Source organism: Pseudomonas sp. A-RE-19 (assembly GCF_019956555.1).
Classification (GTDB): domain Bacteria; phylum Pseudomonadota; class Gammaproteobacteria; order Pseudomonadales; family Pseudomonadaceae; genus Aquipseudomonas.
On sequence record NZ_JAHBDQ010000044.1, the window covers coordinates 176,428 to 189,252 of the forward strand.

Annotated in this window: 12 protein-coding genes; 9 read left to right on the forward strand and 3 right to left on the reverse strand. The window is 61.3% G+C overall.

From position 1 onward, the window contains the following. Positions 1–3 precede the first annotated feature (3 nt). Both KGB14_RS22600 and KGB14_RS22605 read left to right on the forward strand, forming a co-directional pair. Positions 4–1,431: a cbb3-type cytochrome c oxidase subunit I gene (locus KGB14_RS22600; protein ID WP_223488904.1), complete on the forward strand. Its 1,428-nt coding sequence runs from the start codon at positions 4–6 to the stop codon at positions 1,429–1,431. Between the two features lie 78 nt (positions 1,432–1,509). Then, the gene (locus tag KGB14_RS22605; RefSeq protein WP_223488905.1) at positions 1,510–3,351 is read left to right on the forward strand and encodes a nitric oxide reductase activation protein NorD; all 1,842 of its coding nucleotides are present in this window, start codon (positions 1,510–1,512) and stop codon (positions 3,349–3,351) included. 23 nt (positions 3,352–3,374) lie between these two features. On the opposite strand, the gene KGB14_RS22610 is transcribed toward KGB14_RS22605, so the two are convergent. Both KGB14_RS22610 and KGB14_RS22615 read right to left on the reverse strand, forming a co-directional pair. Beyond that, complete coding sequence (locus KGB14_RS22610) at positions 3,375–3,575, reverse strand: protein DnrP (protein ID WP_223488906.1); 201 nt, start codon at positions 3,573–3,575, stop codon at positions 3,375–3,377. Further along, complete coding sequence (locus KGB14_RS22615; RefSeq protein ID WP_223488907.1) at positions 3,572–4,255, reverse strand: Crp/Fnr family transcriptional regulator; 684 nt, start codon at positions 4,253–4,255, stop codon at positions 3,572–3,574. The genes KGB14_RS22610 and KGB14_RS22615 overlap by 4 nt, the downstream gene beginning before the upstream one ends. Before the next feature lie 569 nt (positions 4,256–4,824). Here KGB14_RS22615 and KGB14_RS22620 point away from each other — a divergent pair. Beyond that, positions 4,825–6,015: an NnrS family protein gene (locus tag KGB14_RS22620; RefSeq protein WP_223488908.1), complete on the forward strand. Its 1,191-nt coding sequence runs from the start codon at positions 4,825–4,827 to the stop codon at positions 6,013–6,015. Positions 6,016–6,043: 28 nt separating this feature from the next. Continuing rightward, complete coding sequence (locus KGB14_RS22625) at positions 6,044–6,481, forward strand: hypothetical protein (protein ID WP_223488909.1); 438 nt, start codon at positions 6,044–6,046, stop codon at positions 6,479–6,481. Between the two features lie 119 nt (positions 6,482–6,600). On the opposite strand, the gene ytfE is transcribed toward KGB14_RS22625, so the two are convergent. Continuing rightward, the gene (gene ytfE, locus KGB14_RS22630; RefSeq protein WP_223488910.1) at positions 6,601–7,275 is read right to left on the reverse strand and encodes an iron-sulfur cluster repair protein YtfE; all 675 of its coding nucleotides are present in this window, start codon (positions 7,273–7,275) and stop codon (positions 6,601–6,603) included. 154 nt (positions 7,276–7,429) lie between these two features. On the opposite strand from ytfE, the gene norR reads away from it, so the two are divergent. From norR to KGB14_RS22655, 5 genes are all read left to right on the forward strand, one after another. After that, entirely contained in the window at positions 7,430–8,959 is a 1,530-nt protein-coding gene (gene norR / locus KGB14_RS22635) for a nitric oxide reductase transcriptional regulator NorR (protein WP_223488911.1), read from the forward strand. Between the two features lie 78 nt (positions 8,960–9,037). Then, positions 9,038–9,685 (forward strand): pyridoxamine 5'-phosphate oxidase, encoded by a 648-nt coding sequence (gene pdxH / locus KGB14_RS22640; protein ID WP_223488912.1) that lies wholly within the window; start codon positions 9,038–9,040, stop codon positions 9,683–9,685. A gap of 226 nt (positions 9,686–9,911) precedes the next feature. Continuing rightward, complete coding sequence (gene moaB, locus KGB14_RS22645) at positions 9,912–10,466, forward strand: molybdenum cofactor biosynthesis protein B (protein WP_192342842.1); 555 nt, start codon at positions 9,912–9,914, stop codon at positions 10,464–10,466. Continuing rightward, positions 10,463–11,698, forward strand: a complete 1,236-nt coding sequence (gene glp / locus KGB14_RS22650) for a gephyrin-like molybdotransferase Glp (protein WP_223488913.1) — start codon at positions 10,463–10,465, stop codon at positions 11,696–11,698. The genes moaB and glp overlap by 4 nt, the downstream gene beginning before the upstream one ends. Before the next feature lie 131 nt (positions 11,699–11,829). Next, complete coding sequence (locus tag KGB14_RS22655; protein WP_223488914.1) at positions 11,830–12,825, forward strand: peptidase U32 family protein; 996 nt, start codon at positions 11,830–11,832, stop codon at positions 12,823–12,825.

The window sequence follows — 12,825 nt, forward strand, 5'->3', positions numbered from 1 at the left end:
GAGATGAGCATTGCCAATCCACATCTGAAATTCGCCTCGCAAGCCGTGGCCAAACCGTACTTCGTGTTTGCCCTGATCCTGTTTCTCGGTCAGGTGCTGTTCGGTTTGATCATGGGGCTGCAATACGTGATAGGGGACTTTCTGTTCCCGATCATTCCCTTCAACGTGGCGCGGATGGTGCACACCAACCTGCTGATCGTCTGGCTGCTGTTCGGTTTCATGGGCGCTGCCTACTACCTGATTCCGGAAGAGGCCGACCGCGAACTGCACAGCCCTAAACTGGCGATCATTCTGTTCTGGGTATTCGCCGCCGCGGGCGTGCTGACGATCCTCGGCTATCTGCTGGTGCCTTATGCGGGCCTGGCCAGACTGACCCACAACGAGTTGCTGCCGACCATGGGCCGGGAGTTCCTGGAACAGCCAACCATCACCAAGATGGGCATTGTGGTGGTGTGCCTGGGCTTTCTCTACAACATCGGCATGACCCTGCTCAAAGGTCGCAAGACCACGGTCAGCATGGTGATGATGACCGGGCTGATCGGGCTCGCGGTGTTCTTCCTGTTCTCCTTCTACAACCCCGGCAACCTGGCGCGCGACAAGTTCTACTGGTGGTGGGTGGTGCATCTTTGGGTGGAAGGCGTGTGGGAACTGATCATGGGTGCGATGCTCGCTTTCGTCCTGATCAAGATCACCGGGGTCGACCGGGAAGTCGTGGAGAAATGGCTGTACGTGATCATCGCCATGGCGCTGATTACCGGGATCATCGGCACCGGTCACCACTTCTTCTGGATCGGTGCGCCTGAAGTCTGGTTGTGGGTCGGTTCAATCTTCTCCGCACTCGAACCGCTGCCGTTCCTGGCCATGGTGATATTTGCCTTCAGCATGGTGAAGAACCGTCGTCGGCAACACCCGAACCGAGCGGCCACCTTGTGGGCCAAGGGCACCACGGTCACGGCGTTCTTCGGTGCGGGTGTCTGGGGCTTTCTGCATACCCTGGCGCCGGTCAACTTCTATACCCATGGTTCGCAATTGACGGCAGCGCATGGTCACCTGGCCTTCTACGGTGCTTACGCGATGATCGTGATGACCTTGATCAGCTACGCCATGCCACGCTTGCGCGGGTTGGGTGAAGCCGGTGACGAGCGTTCGCAGACCCTCGAAATCTGGGGCTTCTGGTTGATGACCCTGTCGATGGTGATGATCACGCTGTTCCTCACCGCTGCCGGTGTCGTCCAGGTTTACTTGCAACGCTGGCAGGCCGACGGGATCGCGCTGCCGTTCATGTCCACGGTCGAACATCTGCAGGTGCTGTTCTGGGCCCGTCTGGGCGCCGGTCTGGGTTTCTTCGCCGGGCTGCTCTGTTACCTGTTCAGTTTCAAGCAACGTGGCCGCGCAGCCTTGCGCGCCCCGGCTGCGGTTGTACCTTCATGAGCGGGTGCAATGGCTAGAAAAGGTCGGCCCGGCTGATACAGCGGGCCGTTTTTTTGGTTTCCAGGAAGGGCAAGCATCATGGCGTTTACCGTCGAACTGGAAGAATGGGTAGGCAGTGTCTGGCATCGTTTCATCACCCGGCGCGCCAGCCCGGACTTCCCTGAAGCACGGGTTGAACTGGCCAGCCAGCAACGTCCGCTGGCGCTGTTGTTTCGCGCCATGGGCGGTGCCAATGGTGTCGGTGTGGAAGCCGCCAGTGACCGCGATCTGCTGCTGCGGCGCAACGTATTGCAGCAAATCGCCGGCACCTGCAAACAAGTGCCGTTGGCGTGGTGCGACGCGACGAACCTGCGCCTGCCATCGAGTCTGGCGGTCTTCCCTGAAGTGGCACTGAACGAGGAACTCTATCGCTGGCTCGCATTGCTGGCGGCACAGGCCGGGCAGATGCGTCACTGGGGGCGGGACAATCAACGCTGGACGCAACAGCTGCTGCGACGCTATCCCGCGTTGCGCGCTCGCTATCAACGTCTGGTCGATGCCCACCTGCAATTGCGCCCCGATCCAGCTTCGTTGAACACCAGCGAAGCGGCACTGGAACGGGCGTTATGCCAGGCATTGCGCGATCCCGGCAGTGTCGAACATTTCCCTCGCAGCGAACGGGCCGCGTGGCCACTGCCGCTGTGGTTGTACCCGCCGCAAAACCTCGCCAGCCCGCAGGCGGCGGATCTGGGCGATGAATCCGAAGAGTCGTTGACCACGCCGCCTGGCGAACAGAAAGGCGGGCGTAAACGCGCGACACGGATCGATGAAAGCACCCGCGATGGCGGGCTGTTGGTGGTGCGTCTGGAGAACCTGTTCAGCTGGACCGAGCACGTGGACCTGGATCGCTGGTCGGACGACAGCGAAGACCCGGACGCCGCCAGAGTCGCCGACGACCTGGACGAATTGACCCTGTCGCGCACTCGTCTGCGCAAGGGCGGCGGTCTGAAGCTGCACCTGGATTTGCCACCGGCCGATGTCGACGATATTCCTCTGGGCGAAGGTATCAAGTTGCCGGAGTGGGACTACCGCAAACAACAGATGCAGGACAGCTTCGTCAATCTGCAAATGATGGTGCCCCGCGATTGTGAGGCGCAGCCGTTGCCTTCTCGACTGAAGGCTTCGGCGCATCGCTTGCGGCGCCAGTTCGAGCACCTGCGCAATGACCGTCAGTGGTTACGCCAGCAACCCCAGGGCTCTGAGCTGGACATGCAGGCCTGGCTGGATTTTCATGTTGAGCGCGAGCATGGCCAGTGTGCCGAACGCGGCCTGTTCATGGAGCAACGACAGACCCGCCGCGACCTGGCGTGCCTGTTGCTGGCCGACGTGTCGATGTCCACCGACGCCCACCTGAACGATGAGCATCGCGTCATCGACGTCATTCGCGACAGCCTGCTGCTGTTCGGCGAAACCTTGTCGGTGCTGGGTGATGATTTCGCCTTGTACGGGTTTTCCTCGCTGCGTCGTCAGCAAGTGCGCATGCAGGAACTCAAGTCGTTCACCCAGCGTTATGACGACAACACCCGAGGTCGCATTCAAGGGCTCAAACCGGGGTATTACACACGCATGGGCGCCGCCATTCGCCAGGCTACGCAACTATTGGGCACGAGCAAGCGGCGCAGCAAACTGTTGCTGCTGCTCACGGATGGCAAACCCAATGATCTGGACCTGTACGAGGGGCGCTACGGTGTCGAAGACACCCGCGAGGCGGTGCTGCAGGCGCGGCGTCAGGGGTTGACGCCGTTCTGCATCACGATTGATCGCGAGGCCGGGGATTACCTGCCGTACATGTTCGGCGCCAATGGCTACACCTTGATCCGTCAGCCTGAGCAGTTACCTCTGCGCTTGCCGCAGTTGTACCGCCAGCTGACCCAGCCTTGAACCCCGGTTTGATCAACGCAGCATCAGCTGATGCTGCGCGGCAGCCAGAAAAACATCGTCACGCAGAAGATCGTCAGGCCGATGCAGAACCACTTGAATCGGCGCAACCGACGTTGCGCCGCGTGTGCGGCCAATACCGGCAGGGGCATGCCGCATTGGCGGCACTCGATCCTTTGTGGAAGGTTGGCATGTTGGCAATACAGGCAGACAGGCATGGCACTCACTCGAACTGTTCCAGGCGCAGACGATCAAGAATGGCGATCTGACGGCCGTCCTGAGTGATGATGTTTTCATCGATCAAGCGGCGGATGATCCGCGAAAAGGTTTCCGGCTGGATCGACAGATGCCCGGCGATCAGCTGCTTGGCCATCGGCAGCTCGAATTGGCTGTCAACGGTTTGCTGACGCACCAGTTGCGTGAGCAGATAACGCACGACCCGGTGGGTGGCGTTTTTCAACGACAGGGTTTCGATTTCGTTGACCCGTTGATGCAAGCGAACACAAAGCTTGCCCAGCAGTGCAAAGGTCAGCCGGCTATTGCTCTGCAGCAGGCGCATGTAGGTGCTGTTGGATAACCGGTAGAGCTGGGTGGGGCAGATCGCTTCGGCCGAGGCCACATAGTTCGGCGTGTCCATCAGCATCATCGCCTCGGCAAAGGTTTGCCGATCGCTGATGACCTCGAACACTTTCTCCTGCCCATCGGGTGTCAGCCGGAAGATTTTCACTGCACCGGCAATGATGAAATAGAACGAATCTGCCGGCTCACCCTGACGGAACAACGGCTCGCCTTTGTCGATGCTCAGCAAGTGGCTGGTACTCATCAATTCATCCAGCTGTTCTTCGTTCAACGGCTCGAACAAATGATGACTGCGCAGAATCTGGTGATGGACGCGATGAAGCACCATAAGAATTCATCCTGAAGATTGAGAAGGGGGATCAGGTCAGACGAGGCCCAGGGAAATGCCGCTGGCCAGGGCCAGGATTGAGGTCAACACCACAAACCAGGCCAGTGGCTGAAAGACTTTTTTCATGACGACTCCGGGTAATCGAGAGGGATCCAAGATTTCTATAAGGTTGCCCATGCAGAGCAAGAGGCGGGCCAGGCTCGGAGGCCCTTGTTTATTGGGGGTGTCAGCGATCAGGGTAAAAAATACCGTGATCTTTAGGGTTTAAATGACCATCAAAGGGTCATTTGTACCCTGAGCCGATCACCCTTGTGGGAGCGAGCCTGCTCGCGATAGCGGTGGGCCAGCCAACATTGATGCTGAATGTACCGCCGCTATCGCGAGCAGGCTCGCTCCCACAAGGGCAAATCCTCTCGCTATAGGGGTTCGAATGAGCATCGGGGCACGTCCCTTGCACACTTGATCTGCGACAAAGGCAATGGATCGGTAATACCCGATGATTGCCCCAGGATTTACCTCGGCGCGTGCGAGTCGGCGCCAGGTCAGCAAACAGGTAGAGGAGTGGCTTTATGCAAGTGCTTGACCGCCGTAAAGCGATGGCAATCGCGCCGCTGTTACGGCTGGCCTTTCGGCCGTTTTTCCTCGCCGGCTGCCTGTTGGCGGTGCTGGCCATTCCACTGTGGCTGGCGGCTTTTGGTGGTTCGATTTCCGAATGGCAGCCGGCAGGCGGTTGGCTGGGTTGGCATCGGCATGAATTGCTGTTCGGGTTCGGCTTGGCGATTATCGCGGGCTTTCTGCTGACAGCGGTGCAGACCTGGACCGGCCGCCCCGGTCTCAGCGGCAAACCGTTGGCGGCTCTGGCGCTGTTGTGGTTGTTGGCGCGAGTGGCTTGGCTGGCCAACGCACCGTGGCCGTTGCTCGCGCTGCTGGAAATGGCATTCCCGTTGGCGGTGGCGTTGCTCATGGGGTTCACCCTGTGGAAGGTGCGGCAGAAACGTAATTACCCGATTGTGGCGGTCTTGCTGTTGTTGGCCGTGGCCGACGGGTTGTCCTTGTACGGCCTGGTCGAGGGGCATGAAGGCTGGCAGCGCCAAGGCGTGCTGACGGGTATCTGGCTGGTGGCGGCGATGATGGGGTTGATCGGCGGGCGGGTGATTCCGTTCTTCACCCAGCGTGGCCTCAGTCGGGTGGAAGGCGTTGCGGCCTGGCCCTGGCTGGATCGACTGCTGTTGGTAGGTTCGCCGCTGGTGGCGTTGTTATATGCCGCAGGGCCTGCGCTCAACCCCAATGTCTGGGTGGGCTTGCTGTTCGCGGTGCTGGCGGCGGGGCATCTGGTGCGTCTGGTGCGCTGGCATGACCGGGCACTGTGGCACGTACCGTTGCTGTGGTCGCTGCACCTGGCTTATGGCTGGTTGGCGGTGGCGTGTCTCGGGATGGCGCTGTGGCATTTCGGCGCGCCGATCAATCCGAGCCTGGCGGTGCATTGCCTGACCATCGGGGCCATGGGCGGCCTGGTACTGGCGATGATCGCCCGGGTCAGCCTCGGGCATACCGGCCGTGCCCTGGAGCCGCCGTCGGGCATGACCCTGGCGTTCATTTTGCTCAATCTGGCGTGTCTGAGCCGGGTCGTGTTGATCCTGTTCTTCCCCTTGCCGGCATTGTGGTTGGCCGGTCTGTGCTGGGCGCTGGCGTTTGCGCTGTACGCCTGGCGCTATGGACCGATGCTGCTGCGGGCCCGGGTGGACGGTCATCCGGGATGAGTATGCGAACTGACGGAGGCTGGCGCTGATGTATCCCTTTTTATTGGTCACGCATTTGCTGGCAGCGATTGCCTTCATCGGTACGTTGTTTTTCGAAGTGGTCATCTGGCATCGCGCGCGCCTGCAATTGACGGACGTTTCGCAAGTGACGGCGGATCAGGCGATTGCGCTGCGTTCGCGTAAAGTCCTGCACGGCGTGGTGTTGTTGCTGTACGGCGCCGGTATCGGCCTGGCGTGGCAGTATCGGGGCGCATTGAGTCAGCCGCTGGCCAGCAGCTTTGGTACGTTGCTGAGCCTGAAGATCCTGTTGGCCCTGAGCATCATCGGTCATTACTTGCTGCTGGCCTATTGGCTGACCCACGGGCGCCTGACCGCGACTCGCGCCAGCTGGATTCGCCGCAGCATCCTCGGGCACATGCTGTTGATCGTGATCCTGGCCAAGGCGATGTTCTATTGGCACGGCTGATCATGCTGGAAAACCCATAAATCCGTGGTGACGCCATTCGCGAGCAGGCTCGCTCCCACATTGGAATACCACCCCATGTGGGAGCGAGCCTGCTCGCGAAAGCGGCCTCCAAAAATCGATCAGTGGCGAGGGTTCAGGGCGTTGATGAACAGCACGTTGTTTTCCAGATGAATGTGTTGCATCAGATCGTCTTTGAATTCCAGCAGCCCGCGATAGAGCGCACGCCAGGTGTTACAGGCATCGGCGGGCGGGATGATGTGATTGGTCAGGGCGAGCATTTTCTCCAGTGCTTCGCCATGTTGATCATGTTCGAAACGCAACACCTGGATCGGCGGCGCCGCTTGAGGACCGATGCCCTGTTGCAGCATCGGGAACAGCACCTGTTCTTCCTTGAGCATGTGGCCTTCGAGTTCTTGCTGCATGTCGGTCAAGAGATCGGCCAGGCCGTTGGGGCAGCTGCTGCGCGCACCATGAACCTGCTCGACGCGACGAGCCAGACGGATCAGTTCCGGCAGTTGCTCGCGGTGGCGAGCGTGGTAGCGCGCCAGAAGGTGGGCGATCAGCAGTTCCGAAGGTTCGTTGCGCCAGTCGTGTTGGGTTTCGCCGGCGTCTTGCAGAATGTGCAGGGCGTCGGCAATCAGGACCGGGTCGAGGTTTTTGCCAAGGGCCGCTTCACGCAGGCTTTTATGCCCGCCGCAACAGAAGTCCAGTTTGAAGGTGTGGAAGATCCGGGTGGCACCGGGAATGTCGCAGGCCAGTTGGCCGAGGCTTTGTTCCAATAGGGTCTGGCTCATCAGGGTTCCTTGTTTGGGTTTCAACGGTTCCCCAGGCTCATTGCATCCGGCATGCCATATTTAAATGATTGAAAAACATGGATTAATTTTTAGTTGTGGTGATAGACACCCTGATGCTTCAGGGTGAATCCAACCATAGAGGGTGATTACTACCATGCTGCGAGAAAGCCTGGCAGCCGACCTGATCGTCGAGTTGCCCAATGCCGTGCGGTTGCAACGATTGGTCCAGACCCTGCGCGAATACTTCAACAGTGGCGCCGTGGGTTTGTTGCGTCTGGATGACGACAGTCTCAGGCCGGTGGCGACGGTGGGGCTGGTTCATGAAGCGTTGGGGCGCCGGTTCGTCATCGCCCAGCATCCCCGGCTGGCGGCGATCATGGCGTCGCGCGAGCCGACCTGGTTCGAGCCCGACAGTCGCCTGCCGGACCCTTACGACGGCTTGCTCGACAACCACGTCGGCGAACCGCTGCCGGTGCATGACTGCATGGGCGTGAGCCTGTATGTGGAGGGGCGGATCTGGGGCGCGATCACCCTCGATGCGCTGCACGCCGGGACCTTCGACAGCCGCGCGCGGGAGGAGCTCAAACGCTGCACCTTGCAGATCGAAGCCGCCGTGCGGGTCACCCGGCTCGAGCAGGAAAACCGCAGCTTGCGTTTGTCCCGCAGCGATCCCCAGGATTTGCGAATGCCGGTCGAGGAGGGCGAGATCCTCGGGCAGAGTGAGGTGTTGCATCAGTTGCTCAATGAGCTGGATGTACTGGCCGACTCCGATCTGCCGGTGTTGCTGTTGGGCGAGACCGGGGTCGGCAAAGAGCTGTTCGCCCGGCGCTTGCATCGTCTTTCTAGGCGCCACCACAAACCGCTGATACACGTTAACTGCGCCGCCTTGCCGGAGTCGCTGGCAGAAAGTGAATTGTTCGGGCATGTCAAAGGCGCCTTTTCCGGCGCCACCAGTGACCGTGCCGGACGCTTCGATGCCGCCAACGGAGGCACGCTGTTTCTCGATGAAGTCGGGGAGTTGCCCTTGAGCGTGCAAGCGAAGTTGCTGCGCACGCTGCAGAACGGCGAGATCCAGCGCCTCGGCGCGGACAAGCCGCTGCACGTGGATGTGCGCATCATCGCCGCCACCAACCGGCATCTGCCGGACAGCATCCGCGACGGCTTGTTTCGCGCCGATCTGTATCACCGGCTCTCGGTGTACCCGGTGCCGATTCCTCCTCTGCGTGAGCGTGGTCTGGATGTGTTGATGCTGGCCGGGCATTTCCTTGAACTCAATCGGGCACGGCTCGGCCTGCGTGGTTTGCGCCTGTCACCGGTGGCCGAACGCGCCTTGCTGGCGTATACCTGGCCGGGCAATGTGCGCGAACTGGAACATGTCATCAGCCGAGCGGCGTTGAAGCAGCTCAGTCGCGGTACGAGTCGCGCGTTGATCATGACGCTGGAGCCTGAAATTCTCGATCTCGACAGTGCGATGGCGGCACCGGGTGCTGTGGTCGAGCCATCCCCGGACGTTACGGCTGATCTGCCGTTCCAGCCCTTGGGCGAAGCGGTCGACGATTACCAGCGCAAGAAAATCCTCCAGGCCCTGAGCCTGTCCGGGGAAAACTGGGCCAGCGCCGCGCGGATTCTGGAAGTCGATCCCAGCAACCTGCACAAACTGGCGCGGCGGCTGCGTCTGAAGTAGGCGACAGTGTTGATGGCGGTCAAGGTGGTATCGCGCAGTGCCTCGCACACTGCGTAAAACCTTCCGGAGATTACCGTCATGCCGCTTTCCCTGGCTCAGATGCGCCGTAACTACACCCTTAATGGCCTGCAAGATGAGGCGGCGCTGGACGATCCGCTGGCGATGTTCCGACAGTGGCTGCAACAGGCCCGCGACACCGAGTGCGCACCTGTCGAGGTCAATAGCATGGTGCTGGCGACGGTCGACCCTGAAGGGCGGCCGCACTGCCGGGTTCTGCTGCTCAAGGGGTTGAGCGATGAAGGCTTTACGTTCTTCGGCAATTACCAGAGCGACAAGGGGCAGCAACTGGCCGCCAATCCTTATGCAGCGATGACGTTTTTCTGGCCGGGGCTGGAGCGTCAGGTGCGTATCGAGGGGCAGGTGTCGAGGCTCGATCCGGCGTTGTCGGATGCGTACTTCGATTCTCGTTCCATGGCCAGTCGCCTGGGGGCCTGGGCCTCACCGCAAAGCCGGCCGCTGGCCAGTCGCGCAGCGCTGGAATCCATGCTGGCTGAAACCATCAAACGCTTCGTTGGCCAGACCATCTCGCGTCCCGAGCATTGGGGCGGCTATTGCCTGCACCCGGAGCGTCTGGAGTTCTGGCAGGGGCGGGCCGACCGCTTGCATGATCGACTCGATTACCGGTTGCGTGATGGTCTGTGGAAACGGAGCCGGTTGGCACCTTGAAAGCGATGGGGGACAGTGTGGGAGCGAGCCTGCTCGCGAATGCAGTGTATCAGGCCCATTAGTTGCGACTGACACACCGCATTCGCGAGCAGGCTCGCTCCCACAGGTTTTGTGCCCGGCACATTTTCTCTATGTCCCCGTCGAGGTACCTCCTTGGAGGAATAGGCTCGTTCGCCATTCCGGTTCAGGCTTCGGGCCATACCCTCATCTACGGGAAGACCTGGATATGGCCCATCTGGCGCAACGCACGTTTGAACCCCTGAACATTGCCGTACTGACCATCAGCGATACACGTACTTTTGACACCGACACGTCGGGACAGACCCTGACGGATTTGCTGCAAACGGCCGGGCATGTGTTGATCGATCGCGATCTGGTCAAGGACGACATCTATCAGATCCGCGCCACCGTTTCCCGGTGGATCGCCGACCCCAAGGTGCAAGTGGTCTTGATGACCGGCGGCACCGGTTTCACCGCTCGCGACAACACGCCGCAAGCGGTGCTGCCGCTGTTGGACAAACATGTGGAAGGCTTTGGCGAACTGTTCCGCCAGGTGTCTCTGGAGGAGATCGGCATGTCCAGCCTGCAGTCCCGGGCACTGGCCGGCATGAGTAACGGCGTGCTGGTGTGCTGCGTGCCGGGCTCGCCGGGTGCCTGCCGGACGGCCTGGAACAAGATCCTGCTCGAACAACTGGACAGTCGCACCGGCCCGTGCAATTTCGCCCCGCATTTGAAACCGCAAGCGCAGCGGGTCATCGACGCCTGCGAGACACGCACATGACCGGCCGGGTGTGCGACATCGGCCACCTGATGCCGGTGGACGAGGCCATCAGCCGTCTGCTGGACCAGGCACCGCCGCCACCCCTGGCGCAAATGGTTCGTCTGGATCAAGCCATGGGGCGGGTGCTGGCGGTGGACATTCATTCCCCGATAAACCTGCCGGCCTGGGACAACAGTGCCATGGACGGTTATGCCCTCAGGGCGGCTGACCTGCCCCAGGCGGGTGGCTGCTTGTCGATTGGCGGGCGCATTGCGGCGGGGGATCAAGCGTGTTCACCCTTGCGCGCGCAGCAGACGGTGCAGATCTTTACCGGCGCGCCATTGCCACCGGGGGCCGATACCGTTGTGCCGCAGGAGCGCTGCCGGATCGAGGGCGAGCGCGTTTGGTTCCCGTCCGTATCCGTGGGCGATCACGTGCGCAAGGAAGGTGAGGAAGTTCGCCGCGGGGACCTGTTGCTCAAGGCCGGCAAACGCCTGCGCGCGCAAGAACTTGGGTTGCTGGCTGGCGCCGGGATCGCGCGGGTGGAGGTCTATCGGCCGTTGCAGGTATGCCTGCTCAGCAGCGGTAATGAACTGCGTGAGCCGGGCGATCCCTTGGCGCCCGGGCAGATTTACAACAGCAACCGGTATTGCCTCGCCGCTCTGTTGCGCGGCTGGGGCGTGGAGGTGCACGACTATGGCGTCATGGTCGATGAGTTGGCGGCCAGCCGGCATGCCTTGAGCCTGGCGTCTTCGGAATGCGACTTGCTGTTGAGTTCCGGTGGCGTATCGGTGGGTGAGGAAGATCACCTCAAACAGGCGATCGAGGAACTGGGCAACGTCGATTTCTGGCGACTGGCCATTCAGCCGGGCAAGCCACTGGCCTTTGGTGAAGTAGCCGGTAAACCCTGGATCGGCATGCCGGGAAATCCTTCAGCGGCGCTGATTACCGCGTTGGTGGTGGTGCGTCCGTTCCTGCTCAGGGCCCAGGGCGTGACTGACGTGCTGCCGCTGCCGTTGTCCATACCCGCCGGGTTCGACTGGTTGCAGCGTAACAAGCGTCGGCAGTACCTGCGGGCCCGATTGACGCCCGGCGCCGACGGCCAGTTGAGCGTGCAGCTGCACCCTCAGCAAAGCTCGGCGATGTTGACCGCCGCGTGCTGGGCCGACGGGCTGGCGGTGATCGAGTGCGAGCAGCAGGTGCTCAAGCACGACAACGTGATGTTCCTGTCCTTCGCCGACCTGATGCATTGATGGCAATTGATTGCCGTCAAGGCCGTGCCTGCCGGTCTCGCTAGACTGGCAGCGCCTTTTTCGATTGCCCGGACCTTTGCGTCTCGGGCATCGGACGACGGTCCAGACGCGTTTTTTCATGAGGATTACCCATGCAACTGGTCTGCCCGGCAGGGAACCTGCCTGCGCTTAAAGCGGCGGTGCGCCAAGGCGCCGATGCCGTCTATGTCGGCTTTCGCGATGACACCAACGCCCGGCATTTCGCGGGGCTGAACATGGACGACAAACAGTTCGACGCCGCGGTCACCCACATTCGCCAGTATCAACGCAAACTCTATGTCGCGGTCAATACGTATCCGCAACCCAAGGGCTGGGAGCGCTGGCAGCGAGCGGTGGATCGTGCCGCCGATTTCGGTGTCGATGCACTGATCGCCGCCGACCCCGGGGTGCTCAACTACGCCAGTCAGCGTCACCCGCAACTGGCGTTACACCTGTCGGTCCAGGGCTCGGCGACCCATGCCGCTGCGCTGGAATTCTATGCGCAGCGCTATGGCATTCGACGCGCGGTGCTGCCGCGGGTGTTGTCGTTGGCGCAAGTACGCCAGGTGGCCGCCAGCAGTCCGGTGCCCATCGAAGTGTTTGGCTTCGGCAGCTTGTGCATCATGGCCGAAGGGCGTTGCCATCTGTCTTCTTACATTACCGGCGAATCGCCGAACCTGTGCGGTGTCTGTTCGCCAGCCAAAGCCGTGCGCTGGAGCGAGGACGCCGAAGGCTTGAGCGCGCGTCTCAGCGAAGTGCTGATCGATCGCTACACCCCTGACGAACCGGCCGGTTACCCGACCTTGTGCAAGGGCCGCTTCCTGGTCGACGGCAAACGCTTTCATGCGCTGGAGGAGCCCACCAGCCTCGACACCCTGGACTTGCTGCCGGAGCTCACGGCCATCGGCGTCGAAGCGGTGAAAATCGAGGGCCGCCAACGCAGTCCGGCCTATGTCGAACAAGTCACCCGGGTCTGGCGCGCGGCACTGGACGCCCATCGCGGCGCGCCGGGCAATTTTCGGGTCAAGGAGGAATGGCGTCAGGTGCTGGCCGGCTTGTCCGAAGGCAGCCAGACCACCCTGGGTGCCTATCATCGATCATGGCAATGA

What these genes read in the sequence shown, in the direction of transcription:
- KGB14_RS22600 (WP_223488904.1), top strand. Translation starts at nt 4, where the DNA reads ATGAGCATTGCCAATCCACATCTGAAATTCGCCTCGCAAGCCGTGGCC.
- KGB14_RS22605 (WP_223488905.1), top strand. Translation starts at nt 1,510, where the DNA reads ATGGCGTTTACCGTCGAACTGGAAGAATGGGTAGGCAGTGTCTGGCAT.
- KGB14_RS22615 (WP_223488907.1), bottom strand. Translation starts at nt 4,255, where the DNA reads ATGGTGCTTCATCGCGTCCATCACCAGATTCTGCGCAGTCATCATTTG.
- KGB14_RS22620 (WP_223488908.1), top strand. Translation starts at nt 4,825, where the DNA reads ATGCAAGTGCTTGACCGCCGTAAAGCGATGGCAATCGCGCCGCTGTTA.
- KGB14_RS22625 (WP_223488909.1), top strand. Translation starts at nt 6,044, where the DNA reads ATGTATCCCTTTTTATTGGTCACGCATTTGCTGGCAGCGATTGCCTTC.
- ytfE (WP_223488910.1), bottom strand. Translation starts at nt 7,275, where the DNA reads ATGAGCCAGACCCTATTGGAACAAAGCCTCGGCCAACTGGCCTGCGAC.
- norR (WP_223488911.1), top strand. Translation starts at nt 7,430, where the DNA reads ATGCTGCGAGAAAGCCTGGCAGCCGACCTGATCGTCGAGTTGCCCAAT.
- pdxH (WP_223488912.1), top strand. Translation starts at nt 9,038, where the DNA reads ATGCCGCTTTCCCTGGCTCAGATGCGCCGTAACTACACCCTTAATGGC.
- moaB (WP_192342842.1), top strand. Translation starts at nt 9,912, where the DNA reads ATGGCCCATCTGGCGCAACGCACGTTTGAACCCCTGAACATTGCCGTA.
- glp (WP_223488913.1), top strand. Translation starts at nt 10,463, where the DNA reads ATGACCGGCCGGGTGTGCGACATCGGCCACCTGATGCCGGTGGACGAG.
- KGB14_RS22655 (WP_223488914.1), top strand. Translation starts at nt 11,830, where the DNA reads ATGCAACTGGTCTGCCCGGCAGGGAACCTGCCTGCGCTTAAAGCGGCG.